Genomic DNA, 24,112 nt, shown 5'->3' with positions numbered 1-24,112 from the left:
ACATGTTTCAAACAATAAAGGCAATAATCTGGCAATCATCAGGTAGTGGATTAATCCGCTACCTCAATAGGTTATTTGTTCAGTTCAGCGGTCATGTGAACGCGGTCACCGTTGAAGGCTTCGATAATTTTGTAAGAGTCAGCGCCCTGCTGTTTAGCCTGAGCTGCGATTTTCGCTTCAGCGCCATCAAGAGTGCTGGCAGTTGCGCTAACAGTTTGCGCGAAGCTTGCGAAAGAAATCATAGAAAGAGCGGCAACAGCAGCAAGAGTTTTAATACTTTTCATGGTCATATTCCTTAAATTTGGTCTTTCTGGTGGAAGGCTGTGTGCCTTCGATGGGGTGTATAATAAGGCTGCTAATTATTTTGTAAGTGACAAAAAGTGCGATCTAAATCACGTTTTTATTACTCATTGATTACAAAAAAGAAAAAATGACAAAAAAATGGGCGTTCTTTGAGATATGGAAGATGATCGAGCACAATTCGCTAAATTGCAGTGTATTGCACTGCTTTTATGGTACTAAACCGGGATAAGCCACGAAACCGATTGCGTGCTGTTGTTGCTATGATGTTAACAAAAAATCCAAAGCCCAGTGCCACACCAGACAACACAAGCATTCCCGCACTCGCAGCGTGGACAGAACCGCGTAAAACCGGTGAATCGCAGAAAGGAAGACAAGGTTATTCCGCCCGGACGGCGGAATAAGGCGAAACGAGGCAGGGATGCCGAGTCGAGCCAGCCGCAGGCTGACTGCCCGGAGGTGAACGCAGTGCGCAGCACCGGTTGCCCGCGAATACGGGGATTGCAAAGGGGGCAAGCCCCCTTAGCCCGTTCACCGGCCGTGAAGCCACATTAACCACATCACTTGAAGTGAACGGAACTTTCACCGAACCGGCATCAGTGCAAAGTTAACGTACCGCTGCCACAGTAAAATGATCTGCCAGCACAGCGCCCGTTGCGCGCCGTGTCAGCCACACCAGACAACACAAGCAATCCCGCACTCACAGCCTGGACAGAACCGCGTAAAACCGGTGAACCGCAGAAAGGAAGACAAGGTTATTCCGCCCGGATGGCGGAATAAGGCGAAACGAGGCATGGACGCCGAGTCGAGCCGGCCGCAGGCTGACTGCCCGGAGGTGAACGCAGTGCGCAGCACCGGTTGCCCGCGAAAAACCGGATTGTTAAGGGGCGGGCCCCTTAACACGTTCACCGTCTGTGAAGCCACATTAGCTTCATCACTTCAAGTGAACGGAACTTTCACCGAACCGGCATCAGTGCAAAGTTAACGTACCGCTGCCACAGTAAAATGATCTGCCAGCACAGCGCCCGTTGCGCGCCGTGTCAGCAACACCAGTTTCACTCACCGCCACACCGAACAACACAAGCCCTCCCGCACTCGCAGCGCTGGCTGAGTCGCGTAAAACCGGTGAACCGCAGAAAGGAAGACAAGGTTATTCCGCCCGGACGGCGAAATAAGGCGAAACGAGGCAGGGATGCCGAGTCGAGCCGGCCGCAGGCTGACTGCCCGGAGGTGAACGCAGTGCGCAGCACCGGTTGCCCGCGAATACGGGGATTGCAAAGGGGGCAAGCCCCCTTAGCCCGTTCACCGGCCGTGAAGCCACATTAACCACATCACTTGAAGTGAACGGAATTTTCACCAAACCGGCATCAGGTTCAGTGAACGGAACTTTCACCGAACCAGCATCACTTCAAGTGAACGGAACTCTCACCACACCGGCACACGTCCAATAAACAAAACACTCACAAACTCCCCGACACCAGCTCCGCCTCCCCGGCACGCTTCTTCTTCAGGTAATACCCCACCCCAAGCACCACCAGCCACACCGGAATCAAACACACCGAAATTCGAATCCCCGGAGTCATAAACATAATCACCAGAATCGCGGCCAGGAAAACCAGACACAGAATATTTGTTAGCGGATACCCCAGGCTTTTAAAACGCGTAGTTTTCCCTACACGCTGCATCGCCTGGCGAAACTTCAGGTGCGTAATACAAATCATCGCCCAGTTAATCACCAGGGCAGAAACCACCAGCGCCATCAACAGCTCAAACGCCTTGCCCGGCATAATGTAGTTAATCAGCACACACAGCGCGGTTGCCAGTGCAGAAACCCCGAGTGCTGCCAATGGAATACCCCGGCGATTAATTTTCAGCAGCCCACGCGGTGCATTACCCTGTTGCGCCAGGCCAAACAACATACGGCTGTTGCAATAAACACAGCTGTTGTAAACCGAGAGTGCCGCAGAGAGCACCACCAGGTTAAGAATATTGGCAACCAGGTTGCTATTCAGTGCATGGAAAATCAGCACAAACGGGCTGCCGCCCTGCACCACTTTCTGCCATGGGTACAACGACAACAACACCGCCAGAGAGCCAACATAAAACAACAGAATGCGCCAGATAACCTGGTTAGTGGCGCGGGGAATAGTCTGTTCCGGGTTATCGGCTTCTGCAGCCGTAATCCCCACCAGCTCCAGACCACCAAAAGAGAACATAATCACCGCCATCGCCATCACTAACCCGCTAATGCCGTTGGGGAAAAAACCGCCCTGCTGCCACAAATTAGTCACTGTGGCTTCAGCACCACCATGACCGCTTATCAGCAAATATGCACCGAAGCCAATCATGCTGACAATCGCCGCCACTTTGATAATGGAAAACCAGAATTCCAGCTCGCCATACACTTTTACGTGAGTAAGGTTAATCGCATTAATCACCAGGAAGAAAACCGCAGCAGAAACCCAGGTAGGCACTTCCGGCCACCAGTACTGGATATAAATGCCCACAGCACTCAGCTCGGCCATACTCACCAGTACATACAGCACCCAGTAATTCCAGCCGGACATAAACCCGGCAAACGGCCCCCAGTAGCGATTAGCAAAATGGCTGAAGGAACCAGCAACCGGCTCTTCCACCACCATCTCACCCAGCTGGCGCATAATAAAAAAGGCGATTAACCCGGCGATAGCATAGCCCAACAGAACCGAAGGCCCGGCCATATGAATGGTCTGCGCTATCCCTAAAAATAGCCCGGTACCAACCGCGCCTCCCAGTGCAATTAGCTGAATGTGTCGGTTTTTTAAACCACGTTTTAATTCGTTATCGTTTTGCTGAGTAGCCATTACCATCTCCGGGTCCAAAAGGTTACAGCCGGAGGGAGCAACTATCAGGCCAGGCTTAAGGTTTTCCTCAAGAGAAAACACTAACTAATTGATACAAAAAATAATTTAAATCACCCAGCACATTCACAAAATGTGAATAATTAGTTACAAAAAGACTGATATGCGTATTTTTAATACAGATTACACATTGTTCACGCACAAAATAGCCATTTAATGCACAAAACAGATCCATATTGGTGCAGAGCAAAAAATGCACATACAGCAAAGCTTCGCATAAGGGAAAAAACTGCTAGTCTGTAAGCCACTTTTCCTGCGCTGATACCGGGCTTATGTACAATATCGACGACTTTGATGTAAAAATCCTCAACCTGCTGCAATCCAATGGACGCCTGACAAACCAGGAACTTAGCGAGCTGATTGGCCTGTCTGCCTCCCAGTGTTCACGGCGGCGCATCGCACTGGAGCAGGCGCAACTCATTCTTGGCTACCACGCCCGGTTGGCACCAGATGCTGTTGGTCGTGAAGTGCTGGGGCTGATTGAAGTCCGCCTGCTGAACCATACTGCCGACTGCGTGGAAAGCTTCCATACCATGCTGCGTGATGTCGATGCCGTGATTGATGCCTTTAAAACCACGGGCGATGCTGATTACCTGCTGAAAGTGGCCGTCCAGGACCTGCAAGGCCTGAGCGATTTAATCAGTAAGATCCTCTCGCGTAATAAAAGTGTCGCGCACCTGAAAACGTCCGTGGTACTGAATCGCCTGAAGGAAAACGGCCTGATGATGCCCGGCAGTGACATGTTGCCCTGAATCGGGGCATAACGCTTTATTATGGTGCAACACGCAGGTCCAGATTGTGTGTATAAAAGCCATTACATGCACACCTCAACCATATAAAAGATTAAACACGCACAAAACGCGCAAAACCCCAAGCCTGATGTATCAGGGTGTTAGCGAATATGTCGGTGAATAATCAGCCATTCAGCCTGATTACAAGGTGATTTTGGCGCGTTTATTGCTGGTTATGCTTATCCTGTTCCACTGAAAAATCATAATTTCTTATGGATAATGTTATAACCCCAAATAAACTCGCCCACACCTGGCTGGAAGATACGCTGGCCCTGCTATTTGGCACACTGATGATCTCATTTGGTGTAGTTTTACTACGCCAGTCTGGCGCACTGACTGGCGGGACCGCAGGCCTGGCTTTCCTGATTCACTATGTCACTCATATTTCCTTTGGAGTGGCATTCTTCGTAATTAACCTGCCTTTTTACTGGCTGTCGATACGCCGCATGGGCACGCAATTCACTCTGAAGACGTTTTGTGCTGTTGCGTTGGTTTCACTGTTTTCTGATTTGCATGGCCATTTTATTCACATCGACCAACTCAATCCGTTCTATGCCACACTGTTTGGCAACATCATAATGGGGGTTGGTTTTGTGGTGCTGTTCCGCCATAAAGCGAGCCTTGGCGGCATGAATATCCTTGCACTTTACTTGCAGGACAAAAGCGGGATCCGCGCTGGTAAATTCCAAATGGCGGTAGATGCCTGCATCGTTACTGCCTCTCTGTTCGTTGTCAGCCTGCCGATGCTGGTTGCCTCAATTGTTGGCGCCACACTGCTGAATCTGATTATTGCCATGAATCACCGCCCCGGACGTTACGCGGTGTAACCTCTGACTACCAGGAGTATTAAATGTTGTTCCAGCATGTTGATGCCTACGCGGGCGACCCGATTTTGTCGCTGATGGAAAAATTTCACCAGGACCCACGGCCAAACAAAGTCAACCTGAGCATTGGTCTTTATTACAACGAGAAAGCCATTATTCCTGAACTGGAAGCGGTAGCGCGTGCACGTCTCCTGCTGGAACAGCACCCTGCCGGTGCCAGCGTGTATTTGCCTATGGAAGGGCTGAACGCCTACCGCAGCGCGGTGCAACACCTGGTATTTGGTGAGCAACACGCCGCGCTGAAAGCTGGGCGCATCGCCACAATTCAAACTTTGGGCGGTTCTGGCGCACTGAAAGTTGGAGCCGATTTCCTGAAACGCTACTTCCCGGATTCAGATGTGTGGGTAAGCGACCCAACCTGGGAAAACCATATCGCTATTTTCTCCGGTGCAGGCTTCAATGTGCATACTTACCCGTATTTCGATAAAGAAACCCGCGGAGTAAACTTCACTGCCATGCTGGATACGCTGCGCCAGTTACCAGCACACAGCATTGTGCTGCTGCACCCGTGTTGCCATAACCCAACCGGTGCTGATTTAACCCATGCACAATGGGATGAAGTGATTGAAGTCCTGCAGGCAAGGGAGCTGATTCCGTTCCTGGATATTGCCTACCAGGGGTTTGGCGCAGGTATTGAAGAAGATGCTTACGCCATCCGCGCCATTGCCAGCGCTGGCCTGCCAGCCCTGGTCAGCAATTCTTTTTCGAAAATCTTCTCACTGTATGGCGAACGTGTGGGCGGGTTATCTGTGGTGTGTGAAGATGCCGCTGCCGCCAGCCGGGTGCTGGGCCAGTTAAAAGCAACCGTACGCCGTAACTACTCCAGCCCGCCTAACTATGGTGCTCAGTTAGTTTCCATCGTGCTGAACACCCCGGAACTGAATGCACTGTGGCGAGCAGAGGTGGATGCCATGCGCACCCGTATCAGTGAAATGCGCCAGGTGCTGGTTGATACACTGAAAACGGCATTGCCCGAACATAGTTTTGACCACCTGCTGACCCAGCGCGGCATGTTCAGTTATACCGGCTTCAGCCCGGAACAAGTGGATAAACTGCGCAACGATTTGGGTGTGTATTTGATTGCCAGCGGGCGTGTTTGCATGGCCGGGCTTAACCACAACAATGTCGTGCCGGTTGCCGAAGCATTTGCTGCCGTGCAGTAAAAACGATTTCTTAAGTGTGATTATTGGGTTGGCTTGTTTTTACCCGCTGGTTTACCAGCGGGTCAGATTGATGAAAAAGAAGGAAAAAGCGTGGTTTTTCCTTCTTTTTAGTTAGCAGCCGAAAATCAATAAATTGATTTTCCTGGTTTTTTATTGGGTGAAATCCTCTCATTCTGTGCGGACATGAGGTTTGTCATCAGATTCACCCGCTGGTAAACCAGCGGGTTTTTTATGAGTAAAACAACAAATCGATTTACACACACTGAAACTTTCCCCAAAACACAAAAAACCACGATTAATCTCACCTAATTTAATACCTGAAAAACGACACAAATAAGCTTCCCAATGATATTTATTTTATAAAAAGCCCGTTACAAAATAAAAATGAAATATTTCCGTCATAAAAAATAAATATTCTTAAAATAAATTTCAGCATCTCTTTTATCTTATTTAAGATGCGCTAATCATGAACAAAAATACATTCACCGCTATTAGTTTGCCAGCTATTCTTTTGCTGCCTTTGCATTTTTCCCATGCCATGGACCTCAGTTACACCCACACTTATGAAGATATCTCCAAACAACATACCGAAAAACTTGAAGGCAGCCACCGCTTTGACTCTGGCATTGGGGTAGGCGCCAAGTTTAAATTTTCACCAAAGAAGAAAGAAAATGGCGATGAAGGCGATGCTTTTGATAATAACAAACTCAGAGAAAAGGAATTTAAATTAAATTACAGTGCGAATGTTACTCGCGGATGGGCACTGGAACCCGGAATGGCCTGGACCATCAAGAAAAATGAAGACAAATATAAACCTTCGTTAAAATTAAAATACCGCTACTCCAGTGACACTAAGTTTTCTCTTAAATACAGTTATGAAATTTCAGACAGAAGAGAGAAAGACACGAAGCGGGTTAACCGGGTAGACGCTGAATATGGCCAAAAGTTTGGTGCCATTGAAGTCACCAATACCCTCACCTATTACCTCGGGAATATGGACCTCTACAATAAAAGCCGCAGCGACTACGAGTATGAACTGGACCTCGGCTACCAGATTACCCAACATCTGCTACCTTATATCTCATTCAAAAATGAGTCAGTGGATGACGATACCTCTCAACGCCAGACTGAGTTTGGTGTGGGTATCACTTATTCTCTTTAACCACCAGGAAAGCGCAATATGAAGACTCTGACAGTAAAACTGCTGCTGGCAACATTAGTAGCCGGTATCGCTCCCGTCGCCAGTGCCGCCGAAGCATCTAACTACGTGCTCGAAAAAGTGGTTACCCTGAGCCGCCACGGCGTGCGCCCACAAACCGACAGCGCCTCACTACAGAAAGCCACCGGCCAGGCCTGGCCTGAATGGACAGTACCGGATGGTTTTTTAACCGGGCACGGCTATATGGGCGTGGCACAACAAGGGGCTTACCAGCTCCAGCAATGGCTGGCACAAGGTTTACCCTTAAAAGAACAGCAACACTGCCCGGCAGAGGGCAGCGTTTGGGTATGGGCTGCGCCAGACCAGCGCACTAAAGCTACAGGTATGGCTCTGGTCGATGGCATGTTTCCCGGCTGCGGTATTGCGGTGCATTCCGCCTCCACCCCACAAGATCCATTGTTCGACACTCTGGATATGGGGCTGGCACACCCGGATATGGCCGTGGTGAAACAAGAAGTCATGGCGCGTATGGGGAGCCCGGAAGAAGCTGCGAAGCGTTATCAGCCTGCCGTTGATTTATTGCGCCAGGCGGTATGCACTCAAGATAAAGACAGCTGTAAGTTTCTGGATAAACCCTGGAAAGTTAAAATCAGTGATAACGGGAAGGTAAAACTGGGCGGGCCGGTTTCTGAAGGGTCTTCAATGGGGGAAACCATTCGCCTGCAATACAGTGAAAACCTGCCACTGGATCAGGTGGCGTTTGGCCACGCTGCCAACGCAGAGCAAGTCAGCGCTTTGATGGCCCTGCATGCCGCGAAATATGACCTGGTGAGTGATACCCCAGAATATGCCCGTCACGGTGGTTCCATTCTGATGCGCCAGCTACTTAATGCGCTCACTGCCGGAACACAAAACCCAACCAGCCAAACCATTAACCCGGCACTGCAACGTCCACTGGTGATGCTGGTTGGCCATGACACCAATATTGCCCAAATTCAAACCATGCTCGGGTTTAACTGGCAGTTACCGGTTTACCCACGCAACGACATTCCTCCCGGCGGCAGCCTGAACCTGGCTCGCTACAAAAATACCCAAACCGGCGAGCAACTGGTGCGCATTACATTCACTGCCCGTACTCTGGACCAGTGGCGCCAGCTTTCACCACTGAACGCGCAACACCCGTTACCCGAAGCGGAATTCCAGGCCTCATGGTGCAAGAAAACAGATGTCGGCACCTTGTGTCCGCTTGCTGAATTTGTCAGCCATGTGCGCCAGCAACTGGTCGACGATGGCAAAGATGTGGCTGTGTTTCAGTAATAACGGTTTGCATTCCATGAACAGCCTGCCGGTGGGGCTGTTCATGGGCTGAGGCGGTTTACCAAAACGAAGGCGATGAGGCGGGTAACATTCTGCGTCAACATCAACATCAGCAGGTCCACAGCTATACATTGCTCCAGGGAGTGAATAATCAGAAGTGAATTTGCGCCAGTTCCTCTTCCGAGAGGCCGGTTAATTCCATAATAAAATCCCGGTCCGAGCCACGTTGCAAAAGAGTTTTGGCGAAATTGTGCACAGCCAGCTTCTGGCCCTTTCTTATCCCGATTTGTTCGCCTTTCCTTATCCCGATTTGCTCACCTTTCCTTATCCCAATTTGCTCACCCTCACGTATACCCTGCTTCCGCCCATCCTCACGTCCGAGTTGTTCCAATTGTTGTGCAATGGTCATTAGTGCCTCTCCATGTTGTGGTACACGTTGTGCCAGTGTCTTAATAAACGCTCTGGCATCTGCTGCTTCACCCGCCCGTAAAATATAGTTTACCAGGGTAACTACCTGTGATGACGAAAGATAGCCAGTAAGTAAAATTGGTGCAAGTTTATCCACCAGTTTTGCCAGATCACGCTGGTGAATATGTTTCTGTAACAACGTTAGCCCGGCCATACTGCGGTGGTGCGCAATTTCATCATCAGGAATTACCGTAACATCCACCAAAGGGAAAGGCTGGCTGTACAACTTGCCCGCCTGTTCCGGGTCTGCAAATGCATCCAGCCAGCGGCTGGAGTAGGGGTAAGGGCTGCGTTTCCCGGCATAAAAGAGCACCGGGATCACCAGCGGCAGTGTGGTATGCCCGGCATCCAGGTGGCGTTTCATGGCTGCTACGGAATAACGTAATAACCTGAACGCCATCTGTTTATCTGGTGTGGACTGGTGCTCAATCAACACATAGATATAGCCTTCATCACCCGTCGTAGTCTTCAGGCTGTAAAGGATATCGCTGAAATACTGGCTCAGGTTATCTTCCACAAAAGAGCCGGATTCCAGTTTCAGCGTACTGAAATCACAAACAGCCCGTAACGGTGGCGGAAGGTGAAGCTCCATAAAATCCCGTGCGATTTCTGGCTGGGTAAGAAACTGGCGAAATGCGGCATCATGCGGCATCGCCCCGGTGGTTTCCTTGTTCATTTGATCCGTCCCTGGTCTGTTTCCTGTGCAGGCTAGCACTGCCTGTTTGCCCGGATCATGGTCTTTCGTTACACAACCCGTACTTTCCTGGATTTTTGCGTACCGGTACGCAGCCCTGGTGCATATCCTGTGAAATATGCACCAGCTTTGTTGATTGCCTGCACAGGCACACAGGCAATATTTTTCCGATGTTATTCACCCAGGCGGCGCATTAGCTGGCTTCTGTCGATTATCTTGCCATCTTTGTAATAACGCTCCGGCCAGATTTCTGACGGATGCACACCAATTGCCTGAGCTATCAGATATTCGCCTTTCGGCCAGGGGCGGGTTAGCGCATTCGACAACGTTGAGGAGCTTAACCCTGCATGGCGCGATACCGCCGCCATTGAGGTGTCTTTCTTGCGCAGTGCTGCAATGATATCTGCCGGGTGCCAGTTCTCTTTTTGCATGGGCTTTCCTTATTAGCGTAAGCAATGAGAGGTACACGAAGATATTACGAAGGTTTTTTATGCGGGGATACTACGAGGAACGTAGTGGGGAGACAGATTAAAAATTCACTGATTACTATTCACTGTGGCAGGCAACAACAGGAAGGGGAAAAGGATATAAGGGAAAAACACCAACAGAATAATCACAAACCGCGAATAACCAGCGTCATTTATTCTGCGAACCGCGGAGGCCAGTAACGGCAGGATAAAACACAGTAACAGAATAATGCTGGTATCCTCCGCAGAGGATAATCTCAGCCAGCCGAAGTACCACAGGCACTGAAAAATGAACACGACACCATATTCAAACCGGGTGTCCCTCCCTTCGTAACTGAACGTGGAGAAAATACCTTTTTTCAGGACCCTGAGTATACGCATTGCATGTCCGCAGTATTAAAAAGATGGTTGTATTATTGTGCAGGTTAGAAAGCAGGAAAGGGCGAGATAACAGTCACACCTGGGTACGCAGGCAGCCATTATTACGCATCAGAAGAAGATGACAGCTGAAACAACCTGTCAGCAAGCGACACAATATGCTCATGCTGCGCCAGTTTCGTTCTCCACTCTGCCGGGATGCCCTGCCAGCCATAAAGTGCACCAGCCAGTTGCCCGGCAGTAGCTGCCACACTGTCTGCGTCATCCGCCAGGTTGGCGGCGAGCAACACGGCATCCCGGAAGTTATCGGTGTGCCAGACAGCCCATAGCGCGGCTTCCAGGGTATCAATCACATAGCCACTGGAACGGATTTCATCGCGGGTTTTATGCCGGTAGCTTCCGGCATTAATCAGCGCACTTCTGGCGTTCAGTGGGCACACCTTCGTACTCAGTGCCTCTGTTTTACTTTTGCCATTCAGCAAATGGTGCAGTAACACGCCAAACAGGCGGGAACAGTCTACTGATTCCGTCGCACAGTGTGTTGCTTTACCCTGCAGTTCAGACCAGACAAGTGTGTGAAGCAGTGAGTGGCGATTCGCGACAGCAACGGGGGTCTGCCGGATAATGGCCGCATTGCCCGCTGTGTTGGCATCTGTGTTTCCAAACCATTCCGGGCCATGTTGCAGATAGCTGTCCAGTGCATAGCGGGTGGCATTACCAATATCAAAGCAAATGCCATTCACACTGTTCACACCATAGTGGTACCAGTTAACCATGCGATTGCGAAAATCGGTCAGATCCACTTTGCCACAGTGCAGGCAGGTTTCTGCCAGGCAAAGTGCCATCGACGTATCATCCGTCCATTCCCCGGGTTTTAACCCAAAGGGGCCACCGCCAACCATGTCACTGATATTTTTCTGATCCCGGGGTAAAAATTCCAGCGTGGTACCGACCGCATCTGCCACCGCCAGGCCAACCAGTGCGCCTCTGGCTTTATCCAGAAGCAAGGCTCTGCTGCATTCCGGCTCAACAGACGCAAGCCATTGTGGCGGGGGATTTTGACACTTCAGCCATGGAGAATAATCAACAGTTAATTCGCAACCGTTATTAAAATCATGCCACCATGCTTCTGGGATAGTATGAAGATACTTCTCTTTGACTATTTTATTAAGAACGGAAAGGTCATGGTGTAAATCAGTCATTTTATGCACCTAATATCAAGAGCGACCTTATGATGTCACTTATATAAACAAGCTCCAACTCAAATTTTTAATTCTTTTAAAAAAACCACATAATTAACCAATGGGTAACAATGGCCATGTTATATATATACCACATTCAAATGTTTCGCGATTAGATTGCACTGTAATATTCCCCCACTCGAATTCCCACGTAACGCCATATTGTGGAGGTGATATATATTGTTTTTACCCAATACCTACCCAAGTAGTCAAGCAGTTTACCTCATTATAGAGAAAGGATTTCAGCATATTCATGTTAAAATAATATCCCATGGATTGATTAACGCGACCCATGTCATTAAAATAACAAAAAACTAACGCTAATCACCACCCATCCATACTACACAAATAAAAACCTACTCATTTAAGATCCCCAACATATAACTCATTAAAACAAGCATCATCATCAATATCAGAAAAGGAATTAAAATCATCTATATCATCTGGCATTCCGAAATATAAATTATATATATCATCAACAACCAAATATCCTTTTACTAAAATTTGTTTCCTTGTTACAGCCCTTAATTCTTTGGCTGTAATCCCAGGATATAACCTACCATTAAAACGTCCATTATAAGAAGGTTCACACCATAAAGCGATTATTTTACCCTGTTCATCAGTTGTAAATGAAAGCCCCTCTTTAGTCAATCTATAACAACGATATTTAGTGCCAAAATTTTCAAATTCGAAAGTTTCAAAAGGAACGTTTTCACCCAAAGATAAAATAATCTCATCAACATTATCACCTAAAGATATCCCTCCTATGGATTTCCCCGGAACGATATTAAGAGAAGAATCAAATTTAGTATTCCTTGTCATCATTTACCCCAATCATTCATTAGATCACCATCAATATATACAGGTGAGTTTTTAATTTTATCATAGCGAGAGAAGTCCCCATAACCTATACGCCCATATACAGATTCCACCGGATCATTAGGTTTAATTACTTTCCAATAATCACTACCATGTGTTACCCCCGCAGGATTATAATCTAAGTGATATATTTCACCTGATTTTGTCACTTTTTCAAAAACAACATGCTGAGTTTTTGCTGGCGTTGCACTTTGTGGATATGTCGTAACCCAACCCTTACTATTTAAATGCGATTCAACATCACTTGGTTTTTTACCAGTCAATAAGTCGACAAAACGTTTTGTAATATTATTACGTTTAGTGAATCTCTTAGATGAATTTTGACAACTCAACCCCAACGGATCCACCCAGCCCTGCGCATTTGGCGCATACTGGTACAGGTTCAACCCACCAGCCAGCCCTATCGGGTCCTGCTGCGTGAACCGCCCGCTGTCCGGGTCGTAATACCTGAAAGGTTACAGGAGTTTACTTACTGGTATTCACTGAGGCGGGCAACAACAGGAAGGGGAAAAGGATATAAAGGGAAAACGCCAACAGAATAATCATAGACCAGAAATAATCGCAAAATTTTCAAAATCGAAAGTATTAAAATAAATACCCACACCTAAAGATAAAATAATCTCATTATCTTTATTTTTCCTAAAAATGACATTCAAGCTCATCAGGAATAAACTCCAATTATTTAATAGAATATCCCATTCACACATTATGGAAATACCAAACTATCAATACTCAATGATTGTTATATTTTTATCTATAATCCATTAGGCAAAGATAGAAAATTTTATAGCCCAATATATAATTCTTGACACACAAAACTTACAATGAAAAAAAATTGGATAAAAATTACAAAAGGAAACTCAATGAACACTCCCCCGGAGAGACAGATAAGAGCCTTCTATACCGAAGAGTTTATTCGCGTTTATCAAGCATATTCTGATGAAATAGCTGACTGTGCCATAGAGACTGGAACATTTACATCTCCTCCATTTAGTATGACTAGAATGACATGGATTAAACTATCCTTTCTTTGGATGATGTATCGCTCTGGTTGGGGACTAAAAGACGTCAGACAAAAGAGAATATTAGCTATTGATATTAGCCATGAAGGATTTAAGGAAATTTTATCGCAGGGCGTACTTAGCACTTATAATAATCTTGAAAAACGCATTCAAGATCATGATGTAGTAATACAATGGGATCCGGAAAGAGATATTTCATTACAAAAATTAAATTATAGAACTATACAAATCGGCATAAGAAATAAGGTGCTAGAGAAATATACAAATATATGGATAAGAAATATATCAGACATTACGAATAGTGTTCATGAAATACACAACCTACTTACTACCGGAAAATATGAAACTGCTTTAGCTCTATTGCCAATTGAAAAAAGCTACATCTACCAACCATTTTCTACAGAAATCGTCAAGTGAATAGCGAGTTGATTTCAAGTTCGAAAACAGCCTTACCTGCTTTATATTTATCCAGATAAAACAGGTGAGGGTAAGAAAAAATAGCAACAAGAGAAAGCATTATATAACTCAACCACAATAAGTGATTTAATAATATTTTTATAGTAACTATTATTTTTTGTTATTTTTTATTTCTTTCATGGCTCTATCTTTTATTATATTGTTTTCTGAGGCACATAAAAGCTTCAGCTTATTCATTGCAGCATCACCGCCAATTTTAGATAGCGCTCTCACACACTTTGTAGCAAAGACATAATCATCATCATAATCCATATATTCAAGATTCATAAAAATCGCATTGTATAAATAATCCACACTGCTTTTGTTTTTTTTGCTTTCTATGATCCTCACTAAATCCTCATGCTTATTGTGCCAATCAGATAACAATAATTCATTTAATATGTCCATGCAGCCATACTCATATTGAATCAAAGCCCCCAAATAGAGATAAACATCTATGGCTTTGGCATCCTTTTCTGCTTTAGCGGAATCCAACTCCTTACAAATATCCAAAAAACCATAGTTTGCCTCATACTCTTCAATAAAAGAGTCATACGAAATACTTCCTCTCATTAACGACCTAAATAACTCAAGCTTTTCTTCAACCATATCAATTTAACCTTTCAAAACTATCAATACCCTGAATTAAATATATCCAATGCTTTCCCTCGCCCAAGGCCTACATTTATTTGTTCACCTTCAGCCTTAAAGAAAGCATTATTATCCTTCCACCCTTTACTGACACCAGGCATATCTGGATAAGTCACTCCCGTCAATTCAGAGGTATCTTTAACCCCTATTGATTTCAACTCATTAAACGCATCTTTTTTAAGATTAAATTTAACTAAAACCCCTTCATAACTTTCAGAAAAAGCTTTCCTTGGTGAAATAAATGTTTCTGATGCCGCCCGTAACTTCCCAGTTTTTAGCAAGTGAGCATAATCCTCATGACTCATGGAACGGTATACCTTCGTTGTTCCACAACTCAAACCCAACGGATCCACCCAGCCCTGCGCATTTGGCGCATACTGGTACAGGTTCAGCCCACCTGCCAGCCCTGGCGGGTCCTGCTGCGTGAACCGCCCGCTGTCCGGGTCGTAATACCTGAACAGGTTATAATGCAAACCTGTTTTACTCGCCGCTTCCCTGCGGCTCGCCCTTCGGGCCAGCACTTACGCGCTGTTCAAATGTGTTCCCGACACATTTGTCTCTGTCCAGGTACTGCCCCTGCATCCGCAGGTTCTGCGCAAAGCCTCCCGCATGGACCGGCGCTTCGCGTAACAGTTTGCCCCAGGCTCCCGTCAGCCCTTCCCAGCGTACGCGCCCTTCGTTGTCCGTCAGCCGCTCCGGCGTGCCGTTGGGCTGGCAGTGGAACCAGTATATTTCCGGGTCGGTGATGCCATCGATACGCGCCAGCGGTTCATAGCTCCCCTGGTCTGCATACACATAGGTCAGTGGGATGTCGCCGTGCACTTCCTGCAGCAGGCGCAGTCCTTCCCACACAAACCGTGTCGTCACCCGGGTGCTTTCGCTGCCGTCTTCCCGCACCTGCCAGCGCGTTTTGCTGATGCGCCTGCCCAGCGGGTCGTACTGGAAGCTCACATGCACCGCCGGGCGGTGCCGGGTTTCGCTCACTACGTCTGTCAGACGGTGTTCCGTGTCGTAACGGTAGCGCCAGCGCTGCTGGCCGCTGATTTTCTCCACCGTGCGCCCGTGTATGTCGTAACGCCAGCGAATACCGTTCAGTTCCGTCACCCGGTTGTGCAGTACACGGCCGCCACTCTGTGCCAGCGGGTTGCCCGCGCCGTCCTGCGGCCAGTTCACTGTGCCACTGCGGCTGTCTTCCTGCTGCTGCAGTTTGCCCGTGCTGTCGTAGGACCAGCGGCTGGCATCGAACGGGTCGCGGTTGCGCTCTTCACGCACCAGGTTATTGCGGAAATCGTATTCCCAGCGCTGCCGCCAGTGCATGTCCCCCGGGCGTTGCGGGTGACCGCTGAACACATCACGGGCCTGCAGGCGGCCCAGCGCATCGTAGCGGGTGTGGCTGCCCAGCACGCCCTGGGTACGGCTGGTTTCACGGTGCAGCACGTCCCGGGTGAAGTCCGTAACCGGCAGGCTGTCCAGCGCAATGCTCAGCAGGTGCCCGCTGCCGTAATAGAACTGTTTTAACTGCCGCCCGTCCGGCAGCGTGGTCTGCGTGCGGTTGCCCAGCTCATCGTATTCCCAGGCGAGGGTGGCGTTGTCGCCGTCTTCACTCACCAGTTGCCCCAGCGCGTTATAGCCGAAGTGCAGCACCTGTTCGGATGCATCGCTGTAAGCGCCGTCACCCAGAGCCGGGTGGCGGGAAACAGACACCATCTGGCCGCGTTTTGACCACTGGTAGCGGGTGCGCGCATCCGGGCTGGTGCGGGCCGTCAGCAGGCCCCGTTCATCATAATGGAAGCCGTGGATGATGGCGTCGGCATGGCCTGCGGCGAAAGTGCGCCGGAGTGTGCGCCCGCAGGCATCGTATTCATAGCGGGTGGACACACCGTCCAGCCCGGTTTCTGCCAGCAGCAGGTTGTCATCGCCCCAGGTGAAGCGGTATGCCTCGCCGTTTTCATTGCGCAGAGCCACCAGGCGGCTGCGGGCATCGTATTCGCGCTGAACAGTGTTCCCTTCCGGGTCCTGCATGGCTGTCAGCCGCCCGGCGTTATCGTAGCGGAAACCGTGGCGCCGCCCGTCTGCTGTCTGGTGCCATTCCGGCAGGCCGCGAGTACTCCATTTCAGGCTCTCTTGCCAGCCCAGCGGGTGGTAACGGTAACGGGTGGTGCGCCCTCTGTCCGGGTCGTAATACCTGAAAGGTTACAGGAGTTTACTGACTGCTATTCACTGAGGCAGGCAACAACAGAAAGGGAAAAAGGATATAAGGGAAAAACACCAACAGAATAATCACAAACCGCGAATAACCGGCGTCATTTATTCTGCGAACCGCGGAGGCCAGTAACGGCAGGATAAAGCACAGTAACAGAATAATGCTGGTATCCTCCGCAGAGGAAAACCTCAGCCAGCCGAAGTACCACAGGCACTGAAAAATGAACACGACACCCTATTCAAACCGGGTATCCCTCCCTTCGTAACTGAACGTGGAGAAAATACCTTTTTTCAGGACCCTGAGTATACGCATTGAATGTCCGCAGTATTAAAAAGATGGTTGTATTATTGTGCAGGTTAGAAAGCAGGAAAGGGCGAGATAACAGTCACGCCTGGGTACGCAGGCAGCCATTATTACGCATCAGAATGGGAAGACAGCTGAAACAACCCGTCAGCAAGCGACACAATATGCTCATGCTGTGCCAGTTTCGTTCTCCACTCTGCCGGGATGCCCTGCCAAGTTAGTTACGATGGCACAACCGTCCCGTAAATGATGCAAAACCAAGTCTGGTAAAAACACAATCCAATAACTCCATTGCACAGGATTTCACTTTGCCTGTAAATTCAAGTTTTACGTGTGTATTCATCAGTAATTAATGATTTTCTATCACAACAGAACTCTATCAAATATTGATTGCATCCCAATAATTCCGGATAGCTCGAGAATACCTCCCCAAGTTATAGTTTATGGGTACCTTTGCTCCTCATATCCATTAGGGAAAATATTTACAATTGATGTCAAATCTCTGTTATTATATTTAAACTCAACATTATAAGTTGCCCCCTTCACATCTTGGTGCTCTTTTTCAAAAACATTGATAGAGACAACCAAGTCATTCTCATATTTATAATCTGAAATGGAAAAACCAAACTTACCATAATTTATCTCTTTGATAAACACACAACCATCTACAAATGACTTTCTTACATTTCGAATATCACCTGCTGCATCAAAGAAAAAACTGACTATTTCATTAGGGTTGTATATGTAAATTTCTTTATCCCCTAAATTTCCATCAAGAATTTCTATTAACCTAACACGGTCAAATTTATCAATATAATATTTGTATATGTTTTTAATCTTGGCTGGTTCTTTCTTCAACACCTTACCTACTTTAAAGCCTGATCTTTCGATTTCAAACGGTCTGACATTTATGTATGGACCTTTTGTAATAATAGGATTATCACACTCGGACAAAATAGTTATTAAATCCTTACTAAAATATCCCACCCCTTTCATCTTCAATAATAAAAATAAATTCTTGATATTTTCAACTTCATTATTCATGTTCACCTCAGTCAATTAAAATTCAAATATCCCACCTGACAACTCACTAGCAATACTACCAAGCTCAGACTCAAAGTCAGATTTATTATTTATATCTTTAAGTCTGTCATATACGTTCTGTTTATAAGTGTTAGTATGAACTCTAGAATGAGCTATTGCAGTTGTATCAGCATTATTTTTAACTGTCGAGTTTGTAGGCAAATAAACCCCGTTATCTGCTGAGTTAACTTTAATCCCAAGTTCATCCATTTTATTACGAAGAAAGACCATTCTTGGGTCTTTTGAGTTTGACATAACAATATGATGTGCTGAATTTTTAAAGCTAGGAGTCCTTTTCCCTGCTGCTTGCATATTACTTCGTAATGCAGTTGCATCACTACTACAACTCATCCATCCAAGCGGATCCACCCAGCCCTGCGCATTTGGCGCATACTGGTACAGGTTCAGCCCACCTGCCAGCCCTATCGGGTCCTGCTGTGTAAACCGCCCACTGTCCGGGTCGTAATACCTGAACAGGTTATAATGCAAACCGGTCTCTCTGTCCAGGTACTGCCCTTGCATCCGCAGGTTCTGCGCAAAGCCTGCCGCATGGACCGGCGCTTCGCGTAACAGTTTGCCCCAGGCTCCCGTCAGCCCTTCCCAGCGCACCCGCCCTTCGTTGTCCGTCAGCCGCTCCGGCGTGCCGTTGGGCTGGCAGTGGAACCAGTATATTTCCGGGTCAGTGATGCCGTCGATACGCGCCAGTGGTTCATAGCTCCCCTGGTCTGCATACACATAGGTCAGCGGGATGTCGCCGTGTACTTCCTGCAGCAGGCGCAGCCCTTCCCACACAAACCGTGTCGTCACCCGGGTGCTTTCGCTGCCGTCTTCCCGCACCTGCCAGCGCGTTTTGCTGATGCGCCTGCCCAGCGGGTCGTACTGGAAGCTCACATGCACCGCCGGGCGGTGCCGGGTTTCGCTCACTACGTCTGTCAGACGGTGTTCCGTGTCGTAACGGTAGCGCCAGCGCTGCTGGCCGCTGATTTTCTCCACCGTGCGCCCGTGTATGTCGTAACGCCAGCGAATACCGTTCAGTTCCGTCACCCGGTTGTGCAGTACACGGCCGCCACTCTGTGCCAGCGGGTTGCCCGCGCCGTCCTGCGGCCAGTTCACTGTGCCACTGCGGCTGTCTTCCTGCTGCTGCAGTTTGCCCGTGCTGTCGTAGGACCAGCGGCTGGCATCGAACGGGTCGCGGTTGCGCTCTTCACGCACCAGGTTATTGCGGAAATCGTATTCCCAGCGCTGCCGCCAGTGCATGTCCCCCGGGCGTTGCGGGTGACCGCTGAACACATCACGGGCCTGCAGGCGGCCCAGCGCATCGTAACGGGTGTGGCTGCCCAGCACGCCCTGGGTACGGCTGGTTTCACGGTGCAGCACGTCCCGGGTGAAGTCCGTGACCGGCAGGCTGTCCAGCGCAATGCTCAGCAGGTGCCCGCTGCCGTAGTAGAACTGTTTTAACTGCCGCCCGTCCGGCAGCGTGGTCTGCGTGCGGTTGCCCAGTTCATCGTATTCCCAGGCGAGGGTGGCGTTGTCGCCGTCTTCACTCACCAGTTGCCCCAGCGCGTTATAGCCGAAGTGCAGCACCTGTTCGGCCGCATCGCTGTAAGCGCCATCACCCAGTGCCGGGTGGCGGGAAACAGACACCATCTGGCCGCGTTTTGACCACTGGTAGCGGGTGCGTGCATCCGGGCTGGTGCGGGCCGTCAGCAGGCCCCGTTCATCATAATGGAAGCCGAGGATGATGGCGTCGGCATGGCCTGCCGCGAAGGTGCGCCGGAGTGTGCGCCCGCAGGGATCGTATTCATAGCGGGTGGACACTCCGTCCAGCCCGGTTTCTGCCAGCAGCAGGTTGTCATCGCCCCAGGTGAAGCGGTATGCCTCGCCGTTTTCATTGCGCAGAGCCAACAGGCGGCTGCGGGCATCGTATTCGCGCTGAACAGTGTTCCCTTCCGGGTCCTGCGTGGCTGTCAGCCGCCCGGCGTTATCGTAGCGGAAACCGTGGCGCCGCCCGTCTGCTGTCTGGTGCCATTCCGGCAGGCCGCGAGTACTCCATTTCAGGCTCTCCTGCCAGCCTTCTGGCCGGGTCAGCCCGGTGGGGCGCCCTGCTGCATCGTACTGGTAGCCGGTCACCGTGCCGTCTGCCGCGGTTTCTTCCAGCAGCCAGCCCAGCGGGTGGTAACGGTAACGGGTGGTGCGCCCGGAGCAGTCAGTTGCCGCGCTTACCAGCCCGGCACGGTTATAATCGGTATGGCGGCGGCCGCCTTTTGGGTCCGTCTCACTGATAACCAGGCCGTATTCATCGCGCTGCACGGTGGTAGTGCCACCCTGTGCGTCGGTGATGCTTTTCAGGCCGTGGTGTGCGTCATAGGTGTAGTGGGTGCTGTTGCCTTCCGGGTCCGTCACCTGAACCGGCAGGGCACGGTGTGCCAGCCATTCGGTGGACTGCACGTTACCTTGCGGGTCAGTCACGCGGACCTGGTTGCCGTTGATGTCGTACACATATTTCCAGGTGTTGCCCAGCGGGTCAGTTTCGCTGAGCAGCTGGTCGTTCTCATCCCACTCAAACAGCCAGTTTTCACCGCGTTCATCTTCCAGGCGGGTGACCATTTGGCTGGCATTCCAGTGGTGGCGGCGAACGGCACCGTTTTCCCGGGTGACGGTAGTGATACGCGCCACCAGGTCGTATTCGATTTTGCTGTGTTCCCCGGTACTGGTGCGGTTTTCCACCACGCGCCAGTGGTCTTGTTTTTCCCAGCGGTATTCACTTTCCAGCCCGCCGGGCAGGCGGTGCCACACCATTAACCGGTCATCGTTGTAACGGTATTCACGGCGAGTGACGCCGCTGGCATCGGTGGCAGAAGCCAGCAGGCCGCGGCTGTCATAGCCCCACTGCATCAGGGGCCAGTGCTGGTTGCCGTCGAAATGGCTCAGGGCGGTGACACGCTGCGGGAAATCCGGGTGTGTGTAAGCCAGTGTGACGTCCACCGCGCCAGCGGCATCATGAATGCGCACCAGGCGGCCCTGTTCGTCGTAGCTCATTTCCAGACTGTTGCCGTAATCATCACACAACATGGCCAGTTTCAGGTGCGACGGGTTCTCCCGGGTCGGTTTGAACAGCCGCCACTGGCTGCTGTCCTGGTCGCCAATCACCACATCGCCGTGTTCATTGCGGCGCACCAGGATCCCTTCGGCCGGGCTCAGCAGCATGCTGTCCGGTTTTGGCAGGGTGAACTGCAATTCGCGCCCGGTGTCTTCATACCAGGTGGCCTGGTCACCGTCGACATGCAGGTAACTGTCGAAGGCGGTGCTCCAGCCGGTGCCGAACAGGCCGTCGCGGGTGTTCAGGCTGTTGTAGGCGCGCTGCATGCGGAACGGGAAACGCCCCGGCAGCGCGACATCCAGTTCGTTGTCGTCATTCAGTACTTTTACGCCGCTGGCGGCATGGACCGGGTTAATTACCGCCATGACCGCGCTGGTGAGCATACTGACACCCATCCCCGACACACCAGACATCACAATACAAGGCAGGTTACGCAGTATTTTGCTGGGGCGCCCCATCAGCAGCATTATGCCCATTACGGCCAGGTCAAAACCCGGTAATTTACCGCTGTGGATCGGGCGTACTGTCAGTGTGCCGCCGCCGATGGTGACATCGGGCGACACACTGGTGGAGATGGTGGCGTCACAGGTTGTGCGATCATTAGCCCGCACGGCTGGCTGCCCGTTGATGAACACGTTGCTGGAACCTTCCGCCAGGTACTCCTGCGGGGAGTGTTTTTCACAATTAATGGTGTCCAGGGGTAAAGACTCGGTGTTGGCATCCGCGCCTGCCACCGTGGGCTGCCACATATTCTCTGCCACTGAGCTGGCAAAACCCAACACACCCGCCGCCATATCAAGGAAGCTGATACCCGAATCCGACTCTTCCTTCTTCGCCGGTTCAGTGGCGTGGCCCGCAGCCCGGGCCGCCGGTTTGCCATTGATATTCACATTACTGGAGCCAGAGCTGATTTTCCCGGCCGGGGATGGCGGTGAGATCAGGTTGCCCAGTGCGGTGGCGGATGAACTGATTTCATCGGCCAGACCGGTTACACTCGCCAATACCCCACCCATCACGCCGGATAACACACACCCCACCGCGCCAGCACCTGCTGCACCCGACGCCGCCGCCCCCACGCTGGCCACTGCCGCACTCAACGCACCACCACCGAGCAGCGGTGCCGCCGCCGTAACAGCAGCCCCAACAACCGCGCCCATCAGCGCATAAGTGCCTACTTCAGCCACGGTACTGATGATGTCAGCCAGCAGTGTGGTATGAATAATTTTATCGCCCAGGCGGGCCGCGTGGTTGTCACTCATTTCAGGCGTCCTGCTCCGTAGGGTTAAACGTAATGCTGGCTTTTAACTGGCTCCAGTGTTGTTCATCCTGTTCGCTGAACGCCCGCAGGGCTGAAAAGGTAAACAGCAGCATTTGGGGTTTATCCGCCACCGGCACTGCCAGTTGTTTTTGCCACAAATCCACGCCGTTACGCGCAAAGTGGCTTTCCACTTCCACACCGCGGGTCAGGTTGTCCGGCCCTACGCTCACCCGGGTGAATTCGCCCTGTTGCAGGGAAGTCATTTGCGGGCGCATGCCATCCCACTGGCGGTGAAATTCTTTCTCGAAGTCGCTGTCTTCTGGCACCGGCCCGCGGGTGATCACCACAGAAAGCCCGCTGTCAGTATCTCGCAGGATATGTGTTGAGGCATCCGCCCACTGTCCGGGGAACAGGGCTATCTGCCCTTCGTTAAAGGTGTAATTCATAGGGGTCTCTGGAATGGCATTATCTGTTGCGCCGGGCGCGCAGTAACCGGCCCGGCGGCGGTGTTAATATGAAAAGGGTTTTTAAGATGAATACTGGTGATAATAATTTGCCATTTTGGCATCATAATGGTTAATGGTGAAATTCTTGCCATTATATCTTCTTGCAAAAGTCACCCAAGTTTTATTCTTTAATGCATTGAGCAAGACATGGTCAGATTTTATAAGGTTAACAAATGCTGAAAATTGCCCCTGAATAGTATTCATCGCGTTAACAAATGCATATACAGAAGAAAAACCACATGCGGAAAAATTCTCACCCATGATCTGGAATTCTCCCCATGACGCTGATTCTAGTGCAGCGACATCATTTAACATCCTCGCCCTGTCTAGTTTAGAATATTGTTCCGCATGCCCTCCATAATAATCAGGCCCATGCCCTTTTGTTTTATACGGAGTAGTCGATGACAGATCTGGATGTTTGTCATCATAAATAGAACCAGTCAATCTGGAAAAAACATGTCGCTCAAAAAGAATCGCAGGCTTACCTGAAGCAAAAAATGCGGAAGATTTTGTTTCCGTACTTGCAACAGCTTTAACAGCAGCAGCTTCACACCCTAAAATGTGAGCAGCCTCTATGAAAAGTTCCTGTTCGGTAGCATTTTCTTTAAGGTGAATCTTATTAGAAGCAGTATAATTGCTCTTTTTAAAGTGTAGCGCCCTGATTGTTTTTCCATTCACATCAACAATACCATCAGGTTGCCTTAACCCAACATGATGTAATTGAAAATCTTTAATTCTCTGAACAGTTTTAGGGCCAACGACACCATCAACAATAAGGAGTGGATGTTTTCTATAAACATCATTTAATAGCTTCTGTACAGTAATAACATCCGACCTTTTATTTGCCTCACCAATACCAACAGGATGACTTATTTTTATACAGTCCATA

General features: G+C 49.6%; 20 protein-coding genes and 2 pseudogenes. 6 read left to right on the top strand and 16 right to left on the bottom strand.

The window, feature by feature from the left end; genetic code table 11:
• Window positions 1-71: 71 nt before the first annotated feature.
• A complete protein-coding gene (locus LC084_RS18850) occupies window positions 72-284 on the bottom strand; it encodes a YdgH/BhsA/McbA family protein (RefSeq protein WP_226572835.1) in 213 nt (70 codons plus the stop codon).
• Between the two features lie 1,476 nt (window positions 285-1,760).
• Complete coding sequence (locus tag LC084_RS18845; RefSeq protein WP_226572833.1) at window positions 1,761-3,143, bottom strand: amino acid permease; 1,383 nt, start codon at window positions 3,141-3,143, stop codon at window positions 1,761-1,763.
• A 329-nt stretch (window positions 3,144-3,472) separates the two neighbouring features.
• Between LC084_RS18845 and LC084_RS18840 the strand changes: the two genes are divergently transcribed.
• The 5 genes from LC084_RS18840 (at window position 3,473) to LC084_RS18820 (ending at window position 8,514) form a co-directional block, all read left to right on the top strand.
• Entirely contained in the window at window positions 3,473-3,952 is a 480-nt protein-coding gene (locus LC084_RS18840; RefSeq protein WP_036113765.1) for an Lrp/AsnC family transcriptional regulator, read from the top strand.
• Window positions 3,953-4,203: 251 nt separating this feature from the next.
• Complete coding sequence (locus LC084_RS18835) at window positions 4,204-4,818, top strand: YitT family protein (protein ID WP_226572831.1); 615 nt, start codon at window positions 4,204-4,206, stop codon at window positions 4,816-4,818.
• Between the two features lie 26 nt (window positions 4,819-4,844).
• Window positions 4,845-6,038 carry an amino acid aminotransferase gene (locus tag LC084_RS18830; RefSeq protein WP_226573037.1) on the top strand — a complete coding sequence of 398 codons (1,194 nt, stop codon included), beginning with the start codon at window positions 4,845-4,847 and terminating at the stop codon, window positions 6,036-6,038.
• Between the two features lie 466 nt (window positions 6,039-6,504).
• Window positions 6,505-7,200, top strand: coding sequence for an oligogalacturonate-specific porin KdgM family protein (locus LC084_RS18825; protein WP_226572829.1), 696 nt, complete (start codon window positions 6,505-6,507; stop codon window positions 7,198-7,200).
• A gap of 18 nt (window positions 7,201-7,218) precedes the next feature.
• Window positions 7,219-8,514: a histidine-type phosphatase gene (locus LC084_RS18820; RefSeq protein WP_226572828.1), complete on the top strand. Its 1,296-nt coding sequence runs from the start codon at window positions 7,219-7,221 to the stop codon at window positions 8,512-8,514.
• A 151-nt stretch (window positions 8,515-8,665) separates the two neighbouring features.
• On the opposite strand, the gene LC084_RS18815 is transcribed toward LC084_RS18820, so the two are convergent.
• The 6 genes and pseudogenes from LC084_RS18815 to LC084_RS18790 form a co-directional block, all read right to left on the bottom strand.
• Window positions 8,666-9,658, bottom strand: coding sequence for an Rpn family recombination-promoting nuclease/putative transposase (locus tag LC084_RS18815; RefSeq protein WP_226572827.1), 993 nt, complete (start codon window positions 9,656-9,658; stop codon window positions 8,666-8,668).
• 191 nt (window positions 9,659-9,849) lie between these two features.
• Complete coding sequence (locus LC084_RS18810; protein WP_226572825.1) at window positions 9,850-10,107, bottom strand: helix-turn-helix domain-containing protein; 258 nt, start codon at window positions 10,105-10,107, stop codon at window positions 9,850-9,852.
• 105 nt (window positions 10,108-10,212) lie between these two features.
• Window positions 10,213-10,524 carry a DUF805 domain-containing protein gene (locus tag LC084_RS18805; protein WP_226572823.1) on the bottom strand — a complete coding sequence of 104 codons (312 nt, stop codon included), beginning with the start codon at window positions 10,522-10,524 and terminating at the stop codon, window positions 10,213-10,215.
• A 101-nt stretch (window positions 10,525-10,625) separates the two neighbouring features.
• Window positions 10,626-11,723 (bottom strand): ADP-ribosylarginine hydrolase Tri1, encoded by a 1,098-nt coding sequence (tri1, locus tag LC084_RS18800; protein WP_226572822.1) that lies wholly within the window; start codon window positions 11,721-11,723, stop codon window positions 10,626-10,628.
• Window positions 11,724-12,122: 399 nt separating this feature from the next.
• A complete protein-coding gene (locus LC084_RS18795) occupies window positions 12,123-12,587 on the bottom strand; it encodes a hypothetical protein (protein WP_226572820.1) in 465 nt (154 codons plus the stop codon).
• A pseudogene (locus LC084_RS18790) lies at window positions 12,584-13,093 on the bottom strand (RHS repeat-associated core domain-containing protein); the annotation flags it as partial. The pseudogene LC084_RS18790 and the gene LC084_RS18795, both read right to left, overlap by 4 nt.
• 411 nt (window positions 13,094-13,504) lie before the next feature.
• On the opposite strand from LC084_RS18790, the gene LC084_RS18785 reads away from it, so the two are divergent.
• On the top strand, window positions 13,505-14,080 hold the full coding sequence (locus LC084_RS18785) for a DUF4291 domain-containing protein (protein WP_226572818.1): 576 nt from the start codon (window positions 13,505-13,507) through the stop codon (window positions 14,078-14,080).
• A 150-nt stretch (window positions 14,081-14,230) separates the two neighbouring features.
• Here the strand turns inward: LC084_RS18785 and LC084_RS18780 are convergent, their stop codons facing one another.
• From LC084_RS18780 to LC084_RS18750, 8 genes and pseudogenes are all read right to left on the bottom strand, one after another.
• On the bottom strand, window positions 14,231-14,728 hold the full coding sequence (locus LC084_RS18780; protein WP_226572817.1) for a hypothetical protein: 498 nt from the start codon (window positions 14,726-14,728) through the stop codon (window positions 14,231-14,233).
• 23 nt (window positions 14,729-14,751) lie between these two features.
• A complete protein-coding gene (locus LC084_RS18775; RefSeq protein ID WP_226573055.1) occupies window positions 14,752-15,075 on the bottom strand; it encodes a hypothetical protein in 324 nt (107 codons plus the stop codon).
• 27 nt (window positions 15,076-15,102) lie between these two features.
• Window positions 15,103-16,936, bottom strand: a pseudogene (locus tag LC084_RS18770) (RHS repeat-associated core domain-containing protein); the annotation flags it as partial.
• A gap of 37 nt (window positions 16,937-16,973) precedes the next feature.
• Window positions 16,974-17,201, bottom strand: a complete 228-nt coding sequence (locus LC084_RS23390; RefSeq protein WP_404808728.1) for a DUF805 domain-containing protein — start codon at window positions 17,199-17,201, stop codon at window positions 16,974-16,976.
• Between the two features lie 516 nt (window positions 17,202-17,717).
• Window positions 17,718-18,320 (bottom strand): hypothetical protein, encoded by a 603-nt coding sequence (locus LC084_RS18765; RefSeq protein ID WP_226572816.1) that lies wholly within the window; start codon window positions 18,318-18,320, stop codon window positions 17,718-17,720.
• 15 nt (window positions 18,321-18,335) lie between these two features.
• Window positions 18,336-22,718 (bottom strand): RHS repeat-associated core domain-containing protein, encoded by a 4,383-nt coding sequence (locus LC084_RS18760; RefSeq protein ID WP_226572815.1) that lies wholly within the window; start codon window positions 22,716-22,718, stop codon window positions 18,336-18,338.
• Window position 22,719: 1 nt separating this feature from the next.
• A complete protein-coding gene (locus LC084_RS18755) occupies window positions 22,720-23,163 on the bottom strand; it encodes a DcrB-related protein (RefSeq protein WP_226572814.1) in 444 nt (147 codons plus the stop codon).
• Window positions 23,164-23,244: 81 nt separating this feature from the next.
• Complete coding sequence (locus LC084_RS18750) at window positions 23,245-24,111, bottom strand: N-acetylmuramidase domain-containing protein (RefSeq protein WP_226572813.1); 867 nt, start codon at window positions 24,109-24,111, stop codon at window positions 23,245-23,247.
• Window position 24,112: the final 1 nt, after the last annotated feature.

Origin of the sequence: Mangrovibacter yixingensis (assembly GCF_020523985.1) — a bacterium.
Classification (GTDB): Bacteria; Pseudomonadota; Gammaproteobacteria; order Enterobacterales; family Enterobacteriaceae; genus Mangrovibacter; species Mangrovibacter yixingensis.
This window is presented reverse-complemented; position numbering and strand designations above follow the sequence as displayed.

Excerpts from the sequence above, each read along its gene's own strand:
- LC084_RS18820 (WP_226572828.1), top strand. The coding sequence starts at position 7,219 with ATGAAGACTCTGACAGTAAAACTGCTGCTGGCAACATTAGTAGCCGGT.
- LC084_RS18845 (WP_226572833.1), bottom strand. The coding sequence starts at position 3,143 with ATGGCTACTCAGCAAAACGATAACGAATTAAAACGTGGTTTAAAAAAC.
- LC084_RS18795 (WP_226572820.1), bottom strand. The coding sequence starts at position 12,587 with ATGATGACAAGGAATACTAAATTTGATTCTTCTCTTAATATCGTTCCG.
- LC084_RS18785 (WP_226572818.1), top strand. The coding sequence starts at position 13,505 with ATGAACACTCCCCCGGAGAGACAGATAAGAGCCTTCTATACCGAAGAG.
- LC084_RS18750 (WP_226572813.1), bottom strand. The coding sequence starts at position 24,111 with ATGGACTGTATAAAAATAAGTCATCCTGTTGGTATTGGTGAGGCAAAT.
- LC084_RS18755 (WP_226572814.1), bottom strand. The coding sequence starts at position 23,163 with ATGAATTACACCTTTAACGAAGGGCAGATAGCCCTGTTCCCCGGACAG.
- LC084_RS18815 (WP_226572827.1), bottom strand. The coding sequence starts at position 9,658 with ATGAACAAGGAAACCACCGGGGCGATGCCGCATGATGCCGCATTTCGC.
- LC084_RS18805 (WP_226572823.1), bottom strand. The coding sequence starts at position 10,524 with ATGCGTATACTCAGGGTCCTGAAAAAAGGTATTTTCTCCACGTTCAGT.
- LC084_RS18840 (WP_036113765.1), top strand. The coding sequence starts at position 3,473 with ATGTACAATATCGACGACTTTGATGTAAAAATCCTCAACCTGCTGCAA.
- LC084_RS18765 (WP_226572816.1), bottom strand. The coding sequence starts at position 18,320 with ATGAATAATGAAGTTGAAAATATCAAGAATTTATTTTTATTATTGAAG.
- LC084_RS18850 (WP_226572835.1), bottom strand. The coding sequence starts at position 284 with ATGAAAAGTATTAAAACTCTTGCTGCTGTTGCCGCTCTTTCTATGATT.
- tri1 (WP_226572822.1), bottom strand. The coding sequence starts at position 11,723 with ATGACTGATTTACACCATGACCTTTCCGTTCTTAATAAAATAGTCAAA.
- LC084_RS18835 (WP_226572831.1), top strand. The coding sequence starts at position 4,204 with ATGGATAATGTTATAACCCCAAATAAACTCGCCCACACCTGGCTGGAA.
- LC084_RS18780 (WP_226572817.1), bottom strand. The coding sequence starts at position 14,728 with ATGGTTGAAGAAAAGCTTGAGTTATTTAGGTCGTTAATGAGAGGAAGT.
- LC084_RS18760 (WP_226572815.1), bottom strand. The coding sequence starts at position 22,718 with ATGAGTGACAACCACGCGGCCCGCCTGGGCGATAAAATTATTCATACC.
- LC084_RS18825 (WP_226572829.1), top strand. The coding sequence starts at position 6,505 with ATGAACAAAAATACATTCACCGCTATTAGTTTGCCAGCTATTCTTTTG.
- LC084_RS18775 (WP_226573055.1), bottom strand. The coding sequence starts at position 15,075 with ATGAGTCATGAGGATTATGCTCACTTGCTAAAAACTGGGAAGTTACGG.
- LC084_RS18810 (WP_226572825.1), bottom strand. The coding sequence starts at position 10,107 with ATGCAAAAAGAGAACTGGCACCCGGCAGATATCATTGCAGCACTGCGC.